Genomic DNA, 19,449 nt, shown 5'->3' on the forward strand with positions numbered 1-19,449 from the left:
CTAGAGAAGTCCCAATGGGTTTACGGCCGCGCCATTGAGGATGGTTTCAAAGTGCATGTGGCAGCCTGTGGAGTTGCCCGTCGTGCCGACATAGCCAATGATTTGGCCCTGGTTGACGTTCTGGCCGACGCCAACCACAATGCGCTGCATGTGATGGTAGTTCGTGGCCAACGCCCGACCCTTGACCACACCGTGGCTGATGGTGACCTTGTTGCCGGAGGTTCCACCCCAGCCGGCCATCCAGACTTCGCCGTCCGCGGCAGCATACACCGGCGAGCCGCACTGTCCGCCAAAGCCCCAGTCGACCCCGGCGTGTACGTAACCGCCACGACCACCGTAGTCGATGGTTCCCGCGGGGGTGGGCCGCCAGCCAAAGCTTGAAGTCTGCCGCCCGCCGCTAACTGGCTTGACCAGGCCCCACGAGCTACGTTCCTGCGGCACTGCCTGCGGCGCGGGGGCAACGTACCTGGGCTTGACGTACGTGTTCCTTTTCTTCTCACGTGCGGCTTCCTCCTTGGCCTCCTTGGCCCGGGCCGCCTCTTCACGCTCCCATTTGGCCTTCGCTTCGGCCACGCGCCTGCGCTCGGCCTCCGCAGCCTTGCGTTTGCGCTCGGCTTCCTCACGGATCAGTCGTTCCTGGCGTTCCTTGATTTCCCCGTTGATCTTGACCTGGCTGGCCTCTTCGGCACGCAATTTCTGCTGAATACGCGGGCGCTGGGCGAGTAGTTCGGCGCTTAGCGCGTCGGTCTGGGAGATGATCCCGTCGAGTTCCTGTTTCTTGGACTCGGCGTCGTCACGGGCGACTTGCTCCCGCGCCAGTGCGGCATCGGCGGCGGACTTGAGGTCGGTGATCTCGGCCTCCACCGCGGCCAATCGCAACTTCGCATTGGCGTCGGTCGCCGACTGTTCCGACAGTGCATCGAGAGCGGCATTTTGCGACCGCATGGCCTGGTCGGCAAGATCCATTCCGGCCGCCAAGTTGCCGTCTGAAGTGGCGTTCAACAACAGGGAAAGGTCCGAGGAAACGCCTCCGCGCTTATAGGCTTCCGTTGCTATCTGCCCGATGATTTGCTTGGAATCCTCCAGCTTCGCCTTGCCCTCGGCAATCTTGACGTTCAACTGGTCGCGCGTTTCGCGGGCCGCCTGGACCCTCCGCGCGAGATCGGCTGCCTCGTCGGCGGCCCTGCGCACCCTGCCCTGCGCATCGGCCAAGGCTTGCTCGGCCCCGGGAAGCTGGGCCTGCAATCCACGAAGCTTCGCATCGGTGACCTTGATGTCGTCGTCGAGGACCTCCAGGTCCTCGCCAAGGTGATCGATGTTCTGTTCAACCTGGACCTTGCGGTCATCTAGCTCATCGGCGTGGGCGCCTACGCCACCGGAAACCAGGAGAGCGATCGACAACGCACCCACGGCTCCGGAACGTGCAATGCGGCACCATACTGCTTTGGCTAACATAAATGTCCTTTGAGGTCCTTGGTGAACTGAATCTTTCATAAGTAAGCGCCGCCCTAAACCTTCAAGTAGCGCCGCAAGGTTACCAACGACGATACACCAGCCAAAACCACACCCAGCAGGATCAGCCACGGTGCGACCAGAAAAACCTCGCCAGTGGAAATGAAGGCAGTGTCCTTGTAGTCAAGGGCAAGCTTGCCGTCGATGAGGAACTTCACCGCCGCCCACAAAACGCCGCACGCCAGCAATGCACCAATCAACGCCGAGATGACGCCCTCCAATACGAAGGGCAACTGGAGCGAAGACTTTGACGCGCCCACCAGGCGCATGATCCCGGTTTCGCGGCGGCGCAAATAGGCCGACAGTCGAATTGTCGTTCCAACCAGCAGTACCGCACACAGGATCATGACCCCGGCTATGCCTATGGCCACGAAGGACGCGATGTTGATGATGTAGAAGATCTTTTCGAGCAGCTCCCGCTGGTCGACCACCACATCGACGCCATCCATCGACGAGAAGAGTTCCTTGATGATCTGGTATTTTTCCGGATCAACCAGGGAAACCCGGAACGACTCCGGAAGCTGGTCAGCCGTCACGGTTTCGCTCATGGACGAGTTCTCGAACTGTTCGCGGAAGTGGGTGAGCGCCTGTTCCTTCGATTCGTATTCGAAGGTGTCCACGTAGGGCTTGACCGCTGCCGATCCCAGCATCGAATCAATTTCGCCACGTTGGCCGGTAGTTACCGCGCCCTCGGCGCAGTTGGTGCCTTCGTTGTGTTCACCGCACAGGTAAATGGCCACCTGGACCTTGTCGTACCAGTAGCCCTTCATTTGCGTTACCTGCATCTGCATGAGGGCAGCAGTGCCGACGAAGGTCAGCGAAATGAAGGTAACCAAGATAACGGAAACCACCATGGAGAGGTTTCGGCGGAGGCCAGTGCCTACTTCACCGAGAATAAATCCGAATTTCATGGCATGTCGTCCTCAGTGTCAAACGGTGCAAAGGCCTGGCTACCGGTTGACGGCTTGTGCCACGTACTGTGATCGGCCTGTCGCAATTCACGCGTGCCATCCTGATTGATCACCGGGATCATCGAGGTGTACTCGCCCGCGCTTTCATCGCGCATGATCTTGCCGAGGGACAGCTCAATGACGCGCCTCCGCATGGAGTTGACGATTCCATCGTCGTGCGTGGCCATGAGGACAGTGGTGCCGTTTTGGTTGATCCGGTCCAAGACGTTCATGATCCCGACGCTCGTGGCCGGGTCCAGGTTTCCCGTGGGCTCGTCGGCGAGCAGGATCTGCGGCTTGTTGGCAATGGCGCGGGCAATGGCCACTCGCTGCTGTTCACCGCCGGAAAGCTCGTCCGGCTGTCGCTTTTCCTTGCCCTCCAGCCCCACGAGCTTCAACACCTCGGGAACATGGTCGCGAATCGCGCTTCGACTCTCCCCCACCACCTGCATGGCAAAGGCGACGTTTTCAAAAACATTCTTCTGCGGCAGCAGGCGGAAGTCCTGGAAGACGACACCTATGCCGCGACGCAGCTTGGGCACACGCCAGGAGGGAATGCGTGCGACGTTTTGCCCGGCAACATGAACGGAGCCGCCGGTAGCGACGATTTCACGCAGGATCAGCCGGAGGAAGGTGGATTTGCCGGAGCCGGAGGCGCCAACAAGGAACGCGAAGTCACCACGGTCAATTTCAATGCTTACGTCGTCGAGGCCAGGGCGCGCGTTCTCCGAACCAAGGCGTGACTTTTGGTCGTAGACCATCGTGACGTTTTCGAATCTAATCATCGCAGCTCTGCCCGCGGGATCGCCGGCGCATGATCCAGGCACGGGACTTTGTTGAAGGAAGTTGCAAAGCCAGCTCTTGCACTCTATCCGTCCCGGCAGCACACAGTTGGCACAAAAAGCGGGTGTGTCACGAATCTGTGAGCCAGGTGAACGCGCGCTGCGTGACGGTTTCTGGACTACGCGGCATCACCCGACGGCCCCGAAAACCCTTGGGCACGACATCGGGCGGGGCCTCGACGCAACCATCGCCAAGTCTCGGTTTTTCCGTTCCGACATCGACCTTCGGAATGATTTCTACTACAGCAGCGGCGCGTCCGTTGCGGCCCGGACCTGTTCGGGCGTGACGCCGGGGGCACACTCGACCAGCCGCAAACCGGCGCCTGTGATGTCTATTACGGCGAGATCGGTAATGATGCGCTGCACCACCGCGCGGCCAGTCAGCGGCAAGGTGCACTCGGTGACGATCTTCGCGCTGCCGTCCTTGGCCACGTGCTCCATCAGGACGATGACGCGCTTCGCACCATGGACCAGGTCCATGGCACCGCCGGGGCCTTTGACCATCTTGCCCGGGATCACCCAGTTGGCCAGGTCCCCTCCGGACGACACCTGCATTGCACCGAGGATCGCGGCATCGATCTTGCCGCCGCGGATCATCGCGAAGCTCATGGCGGAATCGAAGTAGCTGGCGCCGGGAAGTACCGTCACGGTTTCCTTACCCGCGTTGATCAGGTCCGGGTCGACATCTTCCTCGGCGGGATAGGGGCCGACCCCAAGGATCCCGTTTTCCGATTGCAGCACCAGCGTGCGGTCCGCTGGAACATAGTTCGGCACGAGCGTGGGCAGGCCAATGCCAAGATTGACATAAGCGCCATCGGGCAGTTCAAGCGCGGCACGGGCCGCCATTTCATTGCGTGACCACGGCATTGCCTAGCCCTCCTTCACGTGTGAGGCGTCGTTGGATTCAGCGACGGCCGCCTGGACCGTCCGCTTTTCAATCGGCTTATCAATGTCGGGCCCGACCTCCACCACCCGGTGCACGAAGACTCCCGGCAAGTGGATCACATCGGGGTCAAGCTCGCCGGGTTCCACCAGGTGCTCCACTTCGGCGATGCAGATCTTTCCCGCCATCGCTGCCACGGGAGAGAATTGCCGCGCGGCCTTGTTGAACACCAGGTTTCCATGACGATCCCCGTATGCAGCGTGAACGAGTGCGTAGTCGGTGACGATGGCTTCCTCCAGCACGAAGGTCCCCGGCTCTCCGCCGGGCGCGAATTCGCGCTGGTCCTTGGGCTCGGAAGCCTGCACGATCTCGCCGCCGGGGCCGTATCGCTGGGGCAGCCCGCCCTCGGCCACCTGGGTACCGACGCCGGTACGCGTGTAGAAGGCAGCAATTCCAGCCCCGCCTGCACGCAGTTTTTCGGCCAGCGTTCCCTGCGGCGTCAGTTCCAGTTCCAATTCGCCACTGAGGTAGCGGCGCGCAAATTCCTTGTTTTCGCCGACGTAGGAGGACGTCATCTTTGATATCCGCCCCGCCCGCAGCAGGATGCCCAGCCCGTGTTCGTCGGTTCCACAGTTGTTCGAAACGACCTTCAGGTCACCCACCCCGGTCTGCAGCACCGCTTGGATCAGTGCGTTGGGGTTGCCCGAAAGCCCGAATCCGCCCACCGCGATGGACGCCGACTCGGGGATGTCTGCCACGGCTGCGTCGGCAGATTCGTAGGTCTTGTCTAGCATTCCTGCACTCCTGGGATTGCGGGTGGACGATGCGGCGAACCACGGGCCTGTCTGCACCAGGCCTTCCGCATGGTGGCCTTGGGCCACCGGCCCGCGAGTACCTCGTAGGCACATCGTAGGACGTCCAGGCCTGAAATTCACCCATCGGGACCCAAGCATTCCCGGAAACGAAAAAGGAGGTTCCGCAGGCACGTGGTGAAACGTGCCTGCGGAACCTCCTTGATTCTCGCTTCAACCCGGCACCAGGACGAGTGTCCTGCCAGGGTCAGGCGGGTGGCTGCCTAGGACTGTGGCCGGCGCTGGGCCGCCCGCCACCGGATTCCGGCATCGATGAAGTCATCGAGCTCGCCGTCGAACACGGCGGAGGTGTTCCCGACCTCGTGTTCGGTGCGGAGGTCCTTGACCATTTGGTAGGGGTTGAGCACGTAGGAGCGCATCTGGTCGCCCCACGAGGCCTTGACGTCGCCGGCCATCTGCTTCTTTTGTGCGTCCTGCTCGGCCCTCTTCACCAGCAGCAAGCGCGACTGCAGCACGCGCAGCGCTGCCGCACGGTTTTGGATCTGCGACTTTTCGTTCTGCATCGACACCACGATGCCGGTGGGAATGTGCGTCATGCGCACCGCCGAGTCGGTGGTGTTCACGGATTGTCCACCCGGGCCCGAGGAACGATACACGTCGACGCGGATCTCGTTTTCCGGGATCTCGACGGAGTCGTCTTGTTCAATCAGCGGAATGACCTCGACTGCGGCAAAGGACGTCTGGCGGCGGCCTTGGTTGTCGAAGGGCGAGATGCGCACCAAGCGGTGGGTGCCGGCCTCGACCGAAAGCGTGCCGAACGCGTACGGCGCATTGATTTCGAAGGTGGCGGATTTCAGGCCGGCCTCTTCGGCGTATGACGTGTCCATGACCCGCGTCGAGTAGCCATGCTTCTCCGCCCAGCGCAGGTACATGCGCATCAGCATTTCGGCGAAGTCCGCGGCATCCACGCCACCGGCCCCTGCCCGGATCGTGACGACGGCCTCGCGCGCATCGAATTCACCGGAGAGCAGGGTCACCACTTCCAGGTTGGCCAGGGCCTTGCGTACCGACTTGAGCTCGGTTTCGGCTTCCTGCAAGGCGTCGGCGTCTGCTTCCATTTCGGCGAGTTCGACCAGCACCTCCAGGTCATCGATGCGGGTGCGGATGCTCGTGAGTCGCTCAAGCTCGGATTGGCGGTGCGAGAGCTTGGAGGTGACCACCTGCGCGGCGGCCGGGTTGTCCCAGAGATCGGGAACACCGGCTTCCTCGGAGAGCATCGCAATGTCCGCACGGATGCGCGGCACATCGGAGACCTCTTCGATGGAAGCGTAGGTGGAGCGCAGTGATTTGATTTCGGCAGAAAAGTCAGTTGAAGCCATGGTAGGTCCCAGCCTACGACATTTACGGCGCCACCCTTTGCTTCGGCCCTCGTTTCTGCCCGAGGGAACCGCAACCGACGATCCCTCCAGGTCGCCGTCACCGCTTCAACCGGCGAGCGCGGGTACACGCGCCCGGTTCCCGCAGGAGGCGTGGGCCAGCTGCCTCCCGCTTTTCAGCGAGAGAGCAGCGTGCGGGCATAGGCATCGACATGGATTGACACCCCACGCGGGACCACCCAGCCGATGATGGGCGGATGCACCACGGCGCCAAGGCGCACGTGCGCCGTCACCGCATCGGGCTCCACACCGGCGCTGATGATGTGCAGGTTCGTAAAGCCTGCCCCTGCGTTGATGTCCTCGAGGTACTTTTCCGCCGCGTTCCGGACCTCGGACGGCTGCAATCGGAGTGTGGCAATGTCCTCGCCGCCCGCCGTGAGCTCGAAGTTGTCGGCCGCCGCGGCGACGGCCCCGTCTGCCACCGACAGGAGCTTGTGCGCCTGCACGTTGACCGACGTAGCCGCCAACACCACGCTGATGGCCAGCAGCGAGATGGCGATCATGCCGGTGACTCATCTCTGATTACACCTCCCATCGCCCGAGAACTGTCGCAGTATTGCGGGGCCGCGAATACTCAACCTCAACCCGACCAACCACCCTGGTCAGCAAATCCCGCTTGGTATGTAACGGAAGCAAATCCCAATTCTCAAGCAGGCCGGGAACCAGGGAAGCTGCCGGCTTCACCTCGTCCAACTCCCCCTCGCGTATTCGCCTCTCCGTGGCTTCGCGCTCGCCGAGTAGTGCGTCCCTCATGCGTTCGTAGGTGTCCTGTGGAATCGTGCCGTCAAGAAATTTGGCGGTGAGGGTGTCGAGCCGCGACGAGACTTTGAGGAGGGACCGGCGAAGGGCCGGTAGGGGGTTGCTCTTGGGTGCGGCGGGTACGGGGGCTTGTTCGGCGGCTCGGTTGATGTCGGCGGCAAGGCCGTGGATCCAGTCGAGGACGGCGGCTTCTGCTCGTGGTCCGGATATGGAGCCGCCGTCGTGTGGAAGTACCTGGTTGGTGGTGAGGCATCGGTAGTTGTATTGACTGCTGCTGTTGTTCCCGCGGCTTCCGTACATCTTTTTGTTGCAGTGCTTGCAGTAGATCATTCCGGTGAGCAGGTATTGGGTGTTTTCGCCGGATCGGTTGATTCGGCGGGCGTCGCGTCGGGTTTGGTATTCGGTCCATTCGGCGTCGGTGATGACGGCTTGGTGGATTCCGGGGAGCAACTTCTTTTGGAAGGTGATGTAGCCGGCGCCGAAGCCGCTGTCTAGGACTCGGCAGAGTGTGGTCACTGACCAGGGGCCGGGGCCGTTGGTGTAGCCGGCTGCCGTGACGATGCCCTGTTCGTTGAGCCACATGGTGAGGGTTTTGAAGCCTACGCCGTTGATGTATCGGCGGTAGAGCTCGGCGAGTATTGGGCCTGTGATGGGGTCGGGGGCGAAGCCTTCTTCTTTGCTGTAGGTGTAGCCGAAGCGGGGTTTGCCGGTGGCTGGTTTCCCTTGGCGGATTCGGCGGGCGTGGGCTTCCTTCCAGGAGTCTCCTATCCGTTCGGATTCGAAGGCGGCGAACTCGGTGAGCATGCCGCGTGCGAGGCGTCCGGTGCTGGTGGAGACGTCGAGGGGCTCGGTGGCTGATTCGATGCGGCCGCCGGCGGTTTCGACTTTGTCGGCGGCGACGGCCCAGTCGAGGCGTGAGCGTGAGAGCCGTGACCATTTCCAGAGGACGATGATGTCTGCTTTACCGTCTTCGATCATGGTCATGACTCGTTGGACGGCGGGGCGTTTCCAGGTGCGGCCGGAGATCCCGGGGTCGGCTTCGACGGCAACGATGTTGTAGCCGTGTTGCTTGGCGTGGGCGCGGCCGGCGGTCTCCTGCAGCTCGAGGCTGATTGATTCCTCTCTGGCCACGGACTGTCGGAGGTAGAGCACGGCCCTGGGCGTGGCGCCGGGGCGCTTGGTGGGTTGGCTGGTGGTCATGGTGGTGCTCCTGATGATGCTGGTCATCTGATTTTGGGTGCACGAAGGTAACGCCGAAGCGGTGGTGTGCAGGGTGGATGGTTTGGCGGTTAGGCGCAGTAGTGGTCTTGCGGCCAGAGCGTCTGGAGCTGGTCGCCGTCGAGGGTTTGGAAGCGGTCGATGAGTACTTCCTCGGTGACGGAGAGTTCCTCGGCCAGTTCGGCCACGGAGTGTGCCCATCCCGCGTGTTTTGCCAGGGCGCTGAAGGGGATGAGTATCTGCGCTGTTTCTAGTCGCACGCTGCGTTCGATGGCGCTGGGTTGGCAGCTGGTGTGCCCTCGGCGCATGTGCACCATTTCGTGGGTGAGCGCCCAGCGGCGCTCGGCTTCGTTCATGCGGGGGTCAAGCCAGATGCGGCCGGTCCCGTCGGTGGATGCTGGAGCATCCGAGTGTGGTCGTGTCCAAATGATGACGGTGTTTGCGAGCTTGCGCAGCTCCCCAATAACTTGCGGCATTCCTCGAATATATATTCGAAACAAACGGTTCAGAGAAACCATGTCATGCAAGGTTGAAAGTATGACTACTTGTCGTCGGGGTCTTGGTTCTCTTCGCCGGCGTCGCCGTAGGCATCGTCGAACTTGTCGCGGGCAAGCTTGAAGTTATCCATCGCTGCCATCTGGTCCAGCGGCAGCGGCTTCAAGTACTCCGGGTCCTCCGGTTTGATCTTCTGTCCCTGGCCAACCTCACCGCGGGGGCCGACGGCACGGAGAGTGCGCTTGCCGGGTGGATTCGTTTCGGGCTTGTCCTGGTCTTCATTGCTGCCTTCGCCACGGGACAGCCGCACTGAAAGCTCTTGGAGGATCTGGTCATTAGATGCGTGCTTGAGGCTCGCACTTGCCGGTTCGAGCGTGATCGGAACGCCCAGGGCTTGCGCACTAATGGTCAGAATCTCTAGAGGGTCCACACCGAGCGCGCCGGCAAGACTACTGATGGTCTTGCGCTGCGGGGTCTGGTCCATGTATTCGCGACTGTCGTTGATTAGGTTGTACACGGTCTGCTTGGACAGGCCAGAGTGACGAATCAGGTCGGCGATTACCCAACCGCGTCCGTCGATCTCTTGCTGTAAGTAGCGTCCAAGTGCGTGCATGTTTCAACCTTCGTCAATTGCGGGGCGTCGAGTCCAATCTCGATGGAACTCATTGTCAACCGGTATCAATCTAGTTGACGGGCGCATCTGTCAACTAGCAAACACGCGCTATATCGTCGGATTCCCACGAATACGGGCAAATACGTAATGCGTGGCGGTTGACAAGCGGTCAACTATCGTGGGACTCTGATTGCGGGAAGAGTTGACAACTAGGAAGATTGGGCAGCACAATGATGGCAACACATAAACGACGATTAGCAGCAAGGGGGCGCTGGATGATTCTCACCAGTGCGGTAAACCTGCAGGCACACATGGACCACCGGAAGGTTAGTCAGGCAGACCTGGCTAAGTACGTCGGGTGTAGCCGTCAATTCATCAACAAGCTACTCAAGGGTGACGCCAAGGGCTGCACGCCGCAGCTTGCCCGTGACATCGAAAAGATTCTCAACGTGCCCGACGGCGCTATTTTTACGCCCAAGGAGTCCATCGAGAAGGTGCGCACGGTCAATGCTCACCGTAGGCCGGTTATGGCATGAGCTGCCCTGACGGCTTCCTCGAAGCACTGCGAGAAACACACGACGCCGAGAACCTCGTCCGCGTTGAGGAGCGCTGGCAGGACCTGAAAGCACTCAGGCTGGCCGAGGCGCTCGCTGATGAGATGGACGCCCCAGAAGTCGCTAGGCGGCTCGAAGCGTTCAAGGCATCCCGCCGAGATCTCGCGGGGATCCGGATCGATGCCAAGCGCTGGGCGGACAAGCTCGAAGCGATCATGACGGACCTCAAACAAAAAGAGCCCCCAGCCGGTGCAACGGCTGAGGGCAGTGAAAAACCAGTCAGTTAGGAAGGAATTTCAATGGCAACTCTACTAGAGCAGTCCAACCACTCCCCCGCGGCGCAGCAGCGTCCCACGCGTGAGCAGTGCATCCAGGAGGCCGGAGCCGTGCTGGCCCGGGCGATCCACCTGTACGTGCCGGGCACCGCTGACCAGGCACACGCGGCGTGAGCCAGCGCAAGCACGGCGACGTCGTGGTCTCAGTCCCGGGCAAGCGGTCTCAGCCGACGCGCCTGCCGGTGTCTTGGACGACCCGGGCAGAACGGAACCGTGAGGTGAAGAACGCAGTGGATGCCTGGGCCAGAAGCGTCAGGGGCTGGTGGGGGGTCTTTGTGGACGTCACCACTCTGGACGAAGAGGCCGGCGGCAAGGTCTTCATCAATGGGGACCAGTCAACTGCCGTGGCCCAGTTCCGGATGGACGCGCGGCGCACGCCCGTCCCTACCCCGGTGCCTGCGCTCTTCGCAGCGAGTGCGGCATGACCCGCCCGGCGCCGCACGTAGCGGCCCGCCGACGGCTCGTGGCCCTATACATGCCGTCCCTCGTTGCGGCCGCGGTGATGTTCCTGGCCAACTACCCGGTCATCAATAGCGGCACGGTCTTCGGCGCGCTCGTCCTGCTCGGCGTGATGATGACCGCCGCAGTGGATCTAGAGGCGAACCTGTGACCGCCGAGGCGCAGCCGCTGGCAGACCTGGTCCAGATCCAGATCACCACCTCGGCGGTCCACGCGGAACGAATCGTGGAGGAAGTCATTGACGAGCTGCGGGCCTATGCCATCCAGCTGCAGGGCACGCAGTCCGTGAGCACCAAGAACGAGGCGTTCGGTACAGCCGTCTACATCAACGAGCAGATCCGCAGGACGCTCGATGCCGCAGTAACGGCAAAGCAACTACTTGAGTCATTTACACCCCAGGGGGAAGAAGAGCATGAGAACGATTGACCAGATAGCGACCACCGCCATGGTGGTTCCGGTGAGCCAGTTGCGCGAGAACACACTGAACTCGCGTGAGACCTACGAAGACATTGAGACCCTCGGTGCCGAGCTGAAGAACCTGCAGGTGCAGGCCCTGCTGGTTTTCCCGTCGACCAGCGTCGAGGGCGATTACACGGTGCTGGACGGCCACCGCCGCCTGCGTGCGGCCCGTGCTTCGGACATCCTGACCTTGCGGTGCGAGGTCATGGCCGAGGCCCCCAGCAGGCGGGAGCAGTTGCGCTACATCCACTCGGCCGGCACGACAGCGAAGAACCTCCTGCAGACCGAGCTGGCCACCCTGGTGCAGGGTTCGTTCGATGAGCTGGGCGACGACGCGCTGGTGGCGCAGGACCTGCAGCGCCCGGTCGAGTACGTCCGGGCCCGCCGTCTGCTGGCCACGTCCACACCCGAGGTCCGGGCTCAGGTCGACGCAGGCCAGGTCGATGCCATGGAGCTGCTCAAGCTGGATGAGGTGGCCGAGGAATTCGAGGGCACGGAGTTCGCTGACGAGCTGGTGCAGTATGTCGCCAGCGGCCCGAACTGGAACGGACACTTTGATGTCGACGGTGCGATCGCCAAGGCGCGCTTCAAGCGTGATCTGCCAGAGGCGCTCGAAGCGATCTACGCGGAGCTGAAGGACCACAAGGCGAAGCAGGCACCCGAGGCAGCGCGCTACGGCGATTGGATGACGACGAACCGTTCGGGCACCGAGGCGGAAACGGCCATGAGCGTTGCCGAGCACGTTGCGGCTGGCCACGTCTACTACGTCTACGAATCGTCCGCATCGGTGACCTGGTATTGGAAGCGGCCCAAGGCCGAAGCCGCGGTCGTGGAGCTGTCCCCGGAGGAGCGCGCGGTCAAGGAAGCGGAGGAAGCCGCTGAAGCGCAGGCCCGGCAGGACCATGCCGTTGGCACCGACCGCCGGGAGCAGTGGCTAAAGGAGCGGTTCGAGGCGAAGGACCCGATGGCTCCGCTGCAGGCGCGCGTGGCCTTGGTCCGCGTGCTCATGAAGAGCGTGAGCGTGTACTACAACGAGACCGGCAAGGCAGCGCTGGCCATGCTCACTGGTATCCCGGCTTCGACCGAGGACTGGAATGCAGCGGTCGAGTCGAACCTGCGCAAGCGGTCCTGGTCGTGGCTAGCGGCCGCGCTGGAATTCGCTTCGGTACACCAGGACGGATTGAAGATGCTCCGCTCCTTCGGACCGTTGCATGCAGGCATGCATGACACCCGGCTGCTGGAGCACTTGCAGGCGCACTACGGCTACGAGCTGTTCCCCGAGGAGCAGCGCGTCCAGGAATATCACGCGGCCGAAGCCAAGAAGCTCTGCAAGGACTGTGAGGAGCGGCGCGAGACCGACGACGCCGGCCGTTGCCCCGAGTGCGCCGAGGCGGCACTGGTCCAGCACTGCGAAGACTGCGACCAGGCAATGGTGGCTGGCCCCACCGCCGGCGACCGCTGCGCCGAATGCGTGGAGGGCGAAGACTAGTGCCGTTCTACCAAGCTGATGACGCTTTGGCCGACGCCCGTCCCCCGGCCAAGCCGTTTGATCCGGGAATAGCAGCCCGCTTGCAAAGCTCCGCGTGGCATCCGTCCTCTCGAGGCCCGGTGCCTCACCTTGTCAACGTCGAGACGCCCTACATGGCGTTGGATGCACCGGAGGGAGCCGAGTGGCCACGCGCCACGATCCGGCCCCTGCCGCTCATGCGAGGGCAGAAGGGCTGGTATGCGGCGAAGATCTGGGACGCACCCGGCGTGCCTGCCTATGTCGATGCTTCCTATGGGCTCGACGTCCCGGACGGAGTCTGGGTGTCCTCGAACTTTGAGCATCTCCCCGACGCCGTGGATTGGGCCGCCAACGAAGTGGACCGACGCCGCCCAAAAGCCTTCCCCGCCGAACCATTGGAGTCCCCGTGCTGAACGAGTCCATCAAGCAGGCGGACAGCGCTCCGGAGGGCAAACGCGGGGATCTGATCGACTGGCGCGAGGACGCAGCCTGCAGGGGCTACCCGCTGGGCCCACAGGATGACCCCTGGCATGTGCCGGAGTCCAAGCAGGCGAAGGCCCCGGCACTACTGGTCTGTTGGGAAGTCTGCCCTGTCCGGGAGACCTGCCTCGAGTGGTCTCTGGAAGAGCGGGTGCAGGACGTTCACGGCATCCGCGGCGGACATACCGCATTGGAGCGCCGGGGCATGATCCGCAAGCGCGCCAAGGAAAGACACGCGGCCAAGCAGGTCGCGGCGGTGGCATCAAAAGCAGCATGACCGGGTGTGGTCCCTCCCAGGGCCACACCACCCGGGGTGTGTAGGAAAGCCAGCGTGCCGGTGACGGGAAACTCTTCCCCCTGTTCAGTCGCCCATCACCAGCCCTGCGCGCCGGGTTCGAATCCCGGGCACTCCACCAACCCACCAACGACCAACCAGGAGGACACCTTGACACCACAGGAGAAGGCCGTAACGAAGGCCTTGAGAAGACACCAGCGCGACGGGCGCCGATTCCGCGACCTGCTGATCCATTGCGCCTGCGGGTGGAAGAGCCCGGAGCTCATGGCGCGGAAGGGTTCCAACGACTTCGCCGCCGCTCGCGAGGACCAGGCCAAGTCGTTTGAACGCCACGTCACCAAGGCGGTCATCGATGCCGCCGGAACCGCCTCGGGAAATACCGACGCTGGCAAGTTCTTCGACCTCAAAGTGGATGTAAAGGGCAATAAGGCGGAAGCCACCGTCCACATAGCCGTATCCGGCACCGATGACATTGTGCTGGCCTGCATCGCGCTTCAAGAGGTAGCCAAGCCCGGGTATCTGAGCGCGATCATCAGCGGATTCGAAGACCCGGAAGGCTGGGAAGAAGCATGAGCCAGGATACAAGCGTGGAGGCTGCGCTGTTCAACGTCGAGTCCATCCACCACATCCACGGCCAAGAGTGCCTGTGCGGGTTCAAGTCGGCCGTTAGTCGCGACCGTACCAAGCACATCATGGACGTCACCCTCGCCGCCGCTGCGGCTAACAGGGAACGCGAAACCTTGAGCCGGCTGAACCGGGATCTCATCCGCGACTGTGCCAATCTCACCAAACGTGCCGAAACCGCCGATCGACGGAACAAGGGCATCCTGGCCGAGCTGTCCGCGTCCGGCGGCCGCAACATCGACCTTCGCCAGCGCGCCGAAGCCGCCGAAACGAAGGTGGATGCCGTGCGGGAGGCCCTGGAAGATGTTCGGCGTCGCGGCGAAGCGATCCAGCTGAACCCCAACAATGGATCGATCCGGCATCAGGAAAGGCACGCGCGCGCCGATGGCTACCGCGAGGCTGCACAGCTCGGGCTCAACGCCCTGTGCAGGGGTGCCTGATGGGGTTCCTGACACCGGAGCCACTCAATCGACCGCACTACTGCGAACGCCCAAACAATCCGCGGGCGTGCCCCGAGGGAACGCGCTGGCAGTGCGACGAATGCGCGAAGATCTACCGGATCGAACCGGTAACAGACCGAAACGTCACGGCGCCGGAATGGGTACTTCAACCATCCAAGACGTCGGATCTCCTGCTATGAGCCGCCCCGTCTATTGGTGTCGCCGCCCTGGTTGCGGACTGTGGACCAGTGACGTCATCGAAGCCGACCACCACGAACGAGACCACGAAGAGATCAAGAAAGTAGGGACCCTGCCATGAAGACCGAAACCCCCGAGGTAACGCCGCTCGGCGAGTACGGCGAGGACTGGCTCGTAACGGGCACCTTCGACGGGCACAGTGCCGAGGAAGCAGTCCGCGACCAGTGGAAGCGGGACCTTGACGCCGAGGACTACGCAGAGCAGTACGGCGACGTACAGCCCGGCGACCTGACTCTGACCCACCTCACCGACTGGGCATGGAAGCGCTACCCCGGCCGCACCGCCGACGAGCCCCTGGACGAAGGCGACGAGCTAGTCCACGGCGCCCAGTCCGAGGGCCTGCCCCGCTTCGCCGGGTACCTGGTGACGCTATGAGCAGCGAGAACCTCAACCGATCAACCGTGGACAACGAAGCGACCGGCAGCGAGATCCCCGGGTATGCCATCCACGACGTCTACTCCCCGAATTTCCTTCCTCCCATCGTGGCGGACAGGCCATTCGAGTTCCACGGAGATCCCGGGCAGCTGATCGGCCAGCTGCGGCCTTGGCCCGAACCCGAACCCGAAGACTGGGTGATCATCATCCACGACGAACCCGGCGGCCGCGAGCTGCTGAAGATCTTCACCGACGGAACGGTGAGCGGCGCGATTGAAGACGCTGGACCGGCCGCCGAAAGGTTCGTTGCAGACCTTCGCGGACTGACCGAAGCAATTCGCGCTCAGGCATTCCGGGACGCCGCTGCCATTCTCACGGAGAAGGCGAAGATGCCGTGATCGATCCAGGGAATGGAAACCACGGCACCTACGAAGCCCAACCGCTCGAACTTTCGAAGACCATCCGTGGGTATGTACTCAGCTACCACGAGCACGGGCATAACCACGTCGAATGGGTCGTGTTCGGCATCGTCGTGGACCGACACATGCGCAAGGTTCCTGGCGGCGAATGGTTCCGGCCACTTCCCAGGTGTCTGTTGCCCAATGCTCCCAACCACGGTCCCAGGCAAACCACAAACCACCTCGCAACGGAGAACCCGTGCGACCGCGTGGAAGCCGCCTGGGCCGCCTACCGCGAACGCAACCATCCCAAAGGAGAACCCCATGCCAACACCAATTGAAGCCCGCCGCCTATCCGGCATCGACATCGGCAAGACCTACACCGCCGCCCCGGACCAAGAACGAACCATCCAGGGACTCGACCACGACCAGCACGGCTGCTGGATCCGCTCCACCACCAAAGACGGCCGCCGATGGAAGAACCACTTCGACCCGACCGAACTCGTCACCATCACCGGCAAGCCATAACCAACCACCAGCGCTCGCCGATTTGGCGGGCGAACACTATCCGAAGAAGGGGGAATGATCGTGAGACTTACGGTCAATACTGCGGATCTGAGACATGCACTGGTATCGGTGCAGCCGCACGTGCACAACGATGCGGCGACGGGGCTGGCCCTCGTCCACTTCATGGCGACCCATGAGAATCTTTACGTCCAGGCGACGAACACCGCCTCGGCGGGGCTGGCCATCGTGAGCTTGTGGGAAGCCGAGGAGCTGACCGGCGACCCGTCGGCCGATGCGTTCGACTTGGACCCCACGGTGGTGAAGGAGCTGTTGCAGGTCTTCAAGGCCTCGAAAAACCAGCCCGATGATGAGATCGGCGATTCGATGCAGATCACCGTCACCCGGAAGGAGCTGACGTTCATCGATATGTCCGGGTTGTTCCCGGGCAAGACGTACATCGTCCCGAACGGCAATTCGTCGGAGGTGTTCCCGAACCTGCCGCGCTTGTTCAACGACGCGATGGAAGCGCGGAAGCAGGTCCCGGCGCGCATCATGGCGAACGGGAAGCTTCTGCAGCTCTTTGCCCACGCCTCGGCGGCGTACAAGGAGCCGCTGGCCATTGAGCCGACCGACACCAAGACTCGGATGCTCATCACCTGTGGCGAGTCCTTCCTGGGCATGCTGATGCCGGTCTCGGCCGAGGACGGCACCGAGCTGGATGCCAAGCTGAAAGAGTCCAAGGAAGGGTGGATGCAGCGCCTGCCTGAACTCGCGTTCGCGCTCAAGGCCAACCCCGAGGCCGGGCGCCGCGGCGCATCCGAGGCTTTGGCCAAGGCTGTTCAGCACGTGGCGGATGCCACGCCGGGCGCCACCTTTAGCATCAAGACCTCCACCGGCTTGCATGTGGTCTCGCTGCCGTCTGAGGACCGCGCCACGCTGTGTGAAGCGGTCGAGCTCGTGGTGACCACCCAGTTCGGCTCCGTCTCGATGCTCCAGCGCAAGCTCCGCATCGGCTTTGCCAAGGCGGCCAACGTGATGGACAAGATGGAGGCCATCGGCGTCGTTGGCCCTGCCGATGGCAGCAAGGCCCGCACGGTCATGTTCCCGGCCGAGAAGCTCGCCGAGGCCCTGGCCGGCGTGGACATGGCCGACTAGGTATGTCATGGCTCAAACAATCCGATGTCTCGGCAAACCACCCCATCACCCTGCGTGCCTTGGAAATGGAAGAAGCCGATGACCGGATCCTCAACGAGGTGTACGGGTGGGTGAACCGCTGCGCCACCCAGTCCGCCGCCTTCGACCAGGACTACATCGTCACGGTCGGCACCGCCCGGGCAATGGCAGGGTCCTTCGCACGCTTCGATGCGTTGTCCAAGGCGGCGATCTTCTGCGGCTACTTCACCGAGGTCATGATCGAGGTGGAAGGCGAGCAGCGCAAGGCGTTCAAGCTCGTGGAAGAGCAGGATCTGTTCCACATGATCCTGAAGGCCGAGAAGGATTGGACCAAGCAGCGCCAAGCGGACAACCGCAACGTTTCCAAGACCGGGCCTGTCCGGCTCCGGGATGGCGACGCCTGCCGGTACTGCGGCCGCACGGTCACGTGGGGCCAGGATCGACGGTCCGTCCGCAAGGGCAGCATCGATCATGTGGTCCCGGGCGCCGAAGGCACCATCGAAACCATGGTGGTCTGCTGCAACGAATGCAACAGCCGCCGCAAGGACGACCCGGAAAGCACCTGGAAGACCCTGCCGGCCCCGGTCGAACCACTGATCGGTGACATCACCGCGCGCTGGCTCACCGACAAGTGCGGCATCCCAACCAAGCCCAGCTACAACCGAACACCGACCACCCCCGTACCTCCTGCAGCCACCAACGGCCCGCAGGTGATTGAGGAACCGACCGCCGTCGAGCACCCAGCAATGGGCGTTCCGGCGAAGGATGACGCACCGGTAGCAGTATCCGACGCATCCATCGGCTCAACCACCAGCAGACCGGGCGCAACAGTTGAGGTACCCGAGGCTACGGATAGACCGGCCTCTCGATCAGAGCAAAAACCAAACTCGGATCACAGGTCGATCAAGGTAGAGCAGTCTGGCAGATCTGGATATGCCGGGTCGGGTCGGGACGGGTCGGGTCGGGTTGGTACTGGTAGTGGCGGGTCTGGTCATCACGGGAGCAGCTCTCCTGTACCCCGTGACCAAAGTAAGAAGCCTAGAAAGCGTAGACGTGGCAGACCTCAAGAAAGGCAACCCCGTGAGTACTGATGTTTGTGGTGGTGATCTGTAATGCCTGAATGCACTGGAGAACTTGAATGTGGTTGTTGGGGTCATGTGCAGGTGGCCCAGTCTGGGGAGAAGTTCCTGGGCGAATACGAGTACGTGCTCGATGGCCGGCCCGGCCGGTGGCCGTACACCTTGGCGAAGCAACTGGTCCAGTTGTCCGAGTACTGCGTGGTCCATCATGATGCGGATCCGGATTCCGAGGAATGCCCGCGTGCCATTCGTGGGACCAGCCTGTGCACCGAGTGTGCCGAACGGATGGACTTGGACCTGCGATCCATTGCCGGCCTGTGGGATGACGCGATGGACGCGCTGCATCGGGGAAGCGGCGGAGGATCGGATGAGCGCCAGGGCACGAAGGTCGATGTCCCGTTGCCGATCAATGCGGCGCCGTCCGATGCCATGCGTGAAGCTCGCGCTGCGGTCTGGTCCATCGTGGGTCAGTTGATCCAGGACAAGCCGAAGGCCATGTTGCCGGCAGACCAGTCGACCCCGGCCTTGGCCGAGTGGCTGGGCAAGTGGCACCTTGGGTCGATCACTGCCCATCCATCACCGAGGCACACCCGAGCTTGCTACTGGGATCTGGCCAACGCGGCCGATGCCATGGTGGCAGCGACGAGGGGTGTGCCGGTCGAAATGCCGACCGGGGCCGACTGCCGGACCAGATTGCCGAGGCCAGTGCGGAAGCAGGACGAGCCGGTGTCTAACGCACTGGGTCCGATGTGTGGAGGCGAGCTGATCATGGTGGAACGGGCAGACGGTCGCAGGACAATCAGGTGCAGTAAGGACCCGCAACACATGGTCGACGCCGACTCCTGGTTCCTGATGATGGCCGCGAGAAAGCCCCGAGCATCGCGGGCAAGGAACACCGTGCTGAAGCGGCTGAATTCCAGCTTGACTTAGCCTGCTAAATTTAGTGATGAAGTGGCATTCGTGTCATTAGCGAAAGGCTCCGACCA

General features: G+C 62.6%; 28 protein-coding genes. 18 read left to right on the top strand and 10 right to left on the bottom strand.

Annotation, left to right across the window (positions count from 1 at the left end; genetic code table 11):
* The 10 genes from ACLQ7E_RS08510 to ACLQ7E_RS08555 all read right to left on the bottom strand — a co-directional run bounded on the left by ACLQ7E_RS08510 (position 1) and on the right by ACLQ7E_RS08555 (position 9,520).
* Positions 1 to 1,455: a peptidoglycan DD-metalloendopeptidase family protein gene (locus tag ACLQ7E_RS08510; RefSeq protein ID WP_411732147.1), complete on the bottom strand. Its 1,455-nt coding sequence runs from the start codon at positions 1,453 to 1,455 to the stop codon at positions 1 to 3.
* Between the two features lie 53 nt (positions 1,456 to 1,508).
* Positions 1,509 to 2,423: a permease-like cell division protein FtsX gene (gene ftsX / locus ACLQ7E_RS08515; RefSeq protein ID WP_411732148.1), complete on the bottom strand. Its 915-nt coding sequence runs from the start codon at positions 2,421 to 2,423 to the stop codon at positions 1,509 to 1,511.
* Entirely contained in the window at positions 2,420 to 3,247 is an 828-nt protein-coding gene (ftsE, locus tag ACLQ7E_RS08520) for a cell division ATP-binding protein FtsE (RefSeq protein ID WP_411732208.1), read from the bottom strand. The genes ftsX and ftsE overlap by 4 nt, the downstream gene beginning before the upstream one ends.
* Before the next feature lie 297 nt (positions 3,248 to 3,544).
* Positions 3,545 to 4,171 (bottom strand): CoA transferase subunit B, encoded by a 627-nt coding sequence (locus ACLQ7E_RS08525; protein WP_411732149.1) that lies wholly within the window; start codon positions 4,169 to 4,171, stop codon positions 3,545 to 3,547.
* A gap of 3 nt (positions 4,172 to 4,174) precedes the next feature.
* Positions 4,175 to 4,981 carry a CoA transferase subunit A gene (locus tag ACLQ7E_RS08530; RefSeq protein WP_411732150.1) on the bottom strand — a complete coding sequence of 269 codons (807 nt, stop codon included), beginning with the start codon at positions 4,979 to 4,981 and terminating at the stop codon, positions 4,175 to 4,177.
* Between the two features lie 281 nt (positions 4,982 to 5,262).
* Positions 5,263 to 6,378 (bottom strand): peptide chain release factor 2, encoded by a 1,116-nt coding sequence (gene prfB / locus ACLQ7E_RS08535; RefSeq protein ID WP_411732151.1) that lies wholly within the window; start codon positions 6,376 to 6,378, stop codon positions 5,263 to 5,265.
* 173 nt (positions 6,379 to 6,551) lie between these two features.
* A complete protein-coding gene (locus ACLQ7E_RS08540) occupies positions 6,552 to 6,938 on the bottom strand; it encodes a hypothetical protein (RefSeq protein WP_411732152.1) in 387 nt (128 codons plus the stop codon).
* 19 nt (positions 6,939 to 6,957) lie between these two features.
* On the bottom strand, positions 6,958 to 8,394 hold the full coding sequence (locus ACLQ7E_RS08545) for a recombinase family protein (protein WP_411732153.1): 1,437 nt from the start codon (positions 8,392 to 8,394) through the stop codon (positions 6,958 to 6,960).
* An 89-nt stretch (positions 8,395 to 8,483) separates the two neighbouring features.
* Complete coding sequence (locus tag ACLQ7E_RS08550; protein ID WP_411732154.1) at positions 8,484 to 8,888, bottom strand: ImmA/IrrE family metallo-endopeptidase; 405 nt, start codon at positions 8,886 to 8,888, stop codon at positions 8,484 to 8,486.
* A gap of 65 nt (positions 8,889 to 8,953) precedes the next feature.
* Positions 8,954 to 9,520 carry a helix-turn-helix domain-containing protein gene (locus tag ACLQ7E_RS08555; protein ID WP_411732155.1) on the bottom strand — a complete coding sequence of 189 codons (567 nt, stop codon included), beginning with the start codon at positions 9,518 to 9,520 and terminating at the stop codon, positions 8,954 to 8,956.
* A gap of 275 nt (positions 9,521 to 9,795) precedes the next feature.
* Between ACLQ7E_RS08555 and ACLQ7E_RS08560 the strand changes: the two genes are divergently transcribed.
* From ACLQ7E_RS08560 to ACLQ7E_RS08645, 18 genes are all read left to right on the top strand, one after another.
* Complete coding sequence (locus tag ACLQ7E_RS08560; protein WP_411732156.1) at positions 9,796 to 10,056, top strand: helix-turn-helix transcriptional regulator; 261 nt, start codon at positions 9,796 to 9,798, stop codon at positions 10,054 to 10,056.
* Entirely contained in the window at positions 10,053 to 10,361 is a 309-nt protein-coding gene (locus ACLQ7E_RS08565) for a hypothetical protein (RefSeq protein ID WP_411732157.1), read from the top strand. Before ACLQ7E_RS08560 ends, ACLQ7E_RS08565 begins: the two co-directional genes overlap by 4 nt.
* A 12-nt stretch (positions 10,362 to 10,373) precedes the next feature.
* The gene (locus tag ACLQ7E_RS08570) at positions 10,374 to 10,523 is read left to right on the top strand and encodes a hypothetical protein (protein ID WP_411732158.1); all 150 of its coding nucleotides are present in this window, start codon (positions 10,374 to 10,376) and stop codon (positions 10,521 to 10,523) included.
* Positions 10,520 to 10,834 carry a hypothetical protein gene (locus ACLQ7E_RS08575; RefSeq protein ID WP_411732159.1) on the top strand — a complete coding sequence of 105 codons (315 nt, stop codon included), beginning with the start codon at positions 10,520 to 10,522 and terminating at the stop codon, positions 10,832 to 10,834. The genes ACLQ7E_RS08570 and ACLQ7E_RS08575 overlap by 4 nt, the downstream gene beginning before the upstream one ends.
* On the top strand, positions 10,831 to 11,019 hold the full coding sequence (locus tag ACLQ7E_RS08580) for a hypothetical protein (RefSeq protein WP_411732160.1): 189 nt from the start codon (positions 10,831 to 10,833) through the stop codon (positions 11,017 to 11,019). Before ACLQ7E_RS08575 ends, ACLQ7E_RS08580 begins: the two co-directional genes overlap by 4 nt.
* Positions 11,016 to 11,294 (top strand): hypothetical protein, encoded by a 279-nt coding sequence (locus ACLQ7E_RS08585; protein WP_411732161.1) that lies wholly within the window; start codon positions 11,016 to 11,018, stop codon positions 11,292 to 11,294. The genes ACLQ7E_RS08580 and ACLQ7E_RS08585 overlap by 4 nt, the downstream gene beginning before the upstream one ends.
* A complete protein-coding gene (locus ACLQ7E_RS08590; RefSeq protein WP_411732162.1) occupies positions 11,281 to 12,816 on the top strand; it encodes a ParB N-terminal domain-containing protein in 1,536 nt (511 codons plus the stop codon). The genes ACLQ7E_RS08585 and ACLQ7E_RS08590 overlap by 14 nt, the downstream gene beginning before the upstream one ends.
* 152 nt (positions 12,817 to 12,968) lie before the next feature.
* Positions 12,969 to 13,247, top strand: coding sequence for a hypothetical protein (locus ACLQ7E_RS08595; protein WP_411732163.1), 279 nt, complete (start codon positions 12,969 to 12,971; stop codon positions 13,245 to 13,247).
* Positions 13,241 to 13,591, top strand: a complete 351-nt coding sequence (locus ACLQ7E_RS08600; RefSeq protein WP_411732164.1) for a WhiB family transcriptional regulator — start codon at positions 13,241 to 13,243, stop codon at positions 13,589 to 13,591. The genes ACLQ7E_RS08595 and ACLQ7E_RS08600 overlap by 7 nt, the downstream gene beginning before the upstream one ends.
* 168 nt (positions 13,592 to 13,759) lie before the next feature.
* On the top strand, positions 13,760 to 14,182 hold the full coding sequence (locus ACLQ7E_RS08605) for a hypothetical protein (protein WP_411732165.1): 423 nt from the start codon (positions 13,760 to 13,762) through the stop codon (positions 14,180 to 14,182).
* Complete coding sequence (locus ACLQ7E_RS08610; RefSeq protein WP_411732166.1) at positions 14,179 to 14,673, top strand: hypothetical protein; 495 nt, start codon at positions 14,179 to 14,181, stop codon at positions 14,671 to 14,673. The genes ACLQ7E_RS08605 and ACLQ7E_RS08610 overlap by 4 nt, the downstream gene beginning before the upstream one ends.
* 315 nt (positions 14,674 to 14,988) lie before the next feature.
* On the top strand, positions 14,989 to 15,306 hold the full coding sequence (locus ACLQ7E_RS08615; RefSeq protein ID WP_411732167.1) for a hypothetical protein: 318 nt from the start codon (positions 14,989 to 14,991) through the stop codon (positions 15,304 to 15,306).
* Positions 15,303 to 15,704 carry a hypothetical protein gene (locus tag ACLQ7E_RS08620; protein ID WP_411732168.1) on the top strand — a complete coding sequence of 134 codons (402 nt, stop codon included), beginning with the start codon at positions 15,303 to 15,305 and terminating at the stop codon, positions 15,702 to 15,704. The genes ACLQ7E_RS08615 and ACLQ7E_RS08620 overlap by 4 nt, the downstream gene beginning before the upstream one ends.
* Positions 15,701 to 16,045, top strand: coding sequence for a hypothetical protein (locus ACLQ7E_RS08625; RefSeq protein ID WP_411732169.1), 345 nt, complete (start codon positions 15,701 to 15,703; stop codon positions 16,043 to 16,045). Before ACLQ7E_RS08620 ends, ACLQ7E_RS08625 begins: the two co-directional genes overlap by 4 nt.
* Positions 16,029 to 16,232, top strand: a complete 204-nt coding sequence (locus ACLQ7E_RS08630; RefSeq protein ID WP_411732170.1) for a hypothetical protein — start codon at positions 16,029 to 16,031, stop codon at positions 16,230 to 16,232. Before ACLQ7E_RS08625 ends, ACLQ7E_RS08630 begins: the two co-directional genes overlap by 17 nt.
* Positions 16,233 to 16,286: 54 nt before the next feature.
* Positions 16,287 to 17,366 carry a DNA translocase FtsK gene (locus ACLQ7E_RS08635; RefSeq protein ID WP_411732171.1) on the top strand — a complete coding sequence of 360 codons (1,080 nt, stop codon included), beginning with the start codon at positions 16,287 to 16,289 and terminating at the stop codon, positions 17,364 to 17,366.
* Positions 17,367 to 17,368: 2 nt separating this feature from the next.
* Positions 17,369 to 18,475: an HNH endonuclease gene (locus tag ACLQ7E_RS08640; protein ID WP_411732172.1), complete on the top strand. Its 1,107-nt coding sequence runs from the start codon at positions 17,369 to 17,371 to the stop codon at positions 18,473 to 18,475.
* Between the two features lie 72 nt (positions 18,476 to 18,547).
* On the top strand, positions 18,548 to 19,393 hold the full coding sequence (locus ACLQ7E_RS08645) for a hypothetical protein (protein WP_411732173.1): 846 nt from the start codon (positions 18,548 to 18,550) through the stop codon (positions 19,391 to 19,393).
* The last annotated feature ends 56 nt before the right edge of the window (positions 19,394 to 19,449 follow it).

Origin of the sequence: Paeniglutamicibacter sp., assembly GCF_046714615.1 — a bacterium.
GTDB lineage: Bacteria > Actinomycetota > Actinomycetes > Actinomycetales > Micrococcaceae > Paeniglutamicibacter.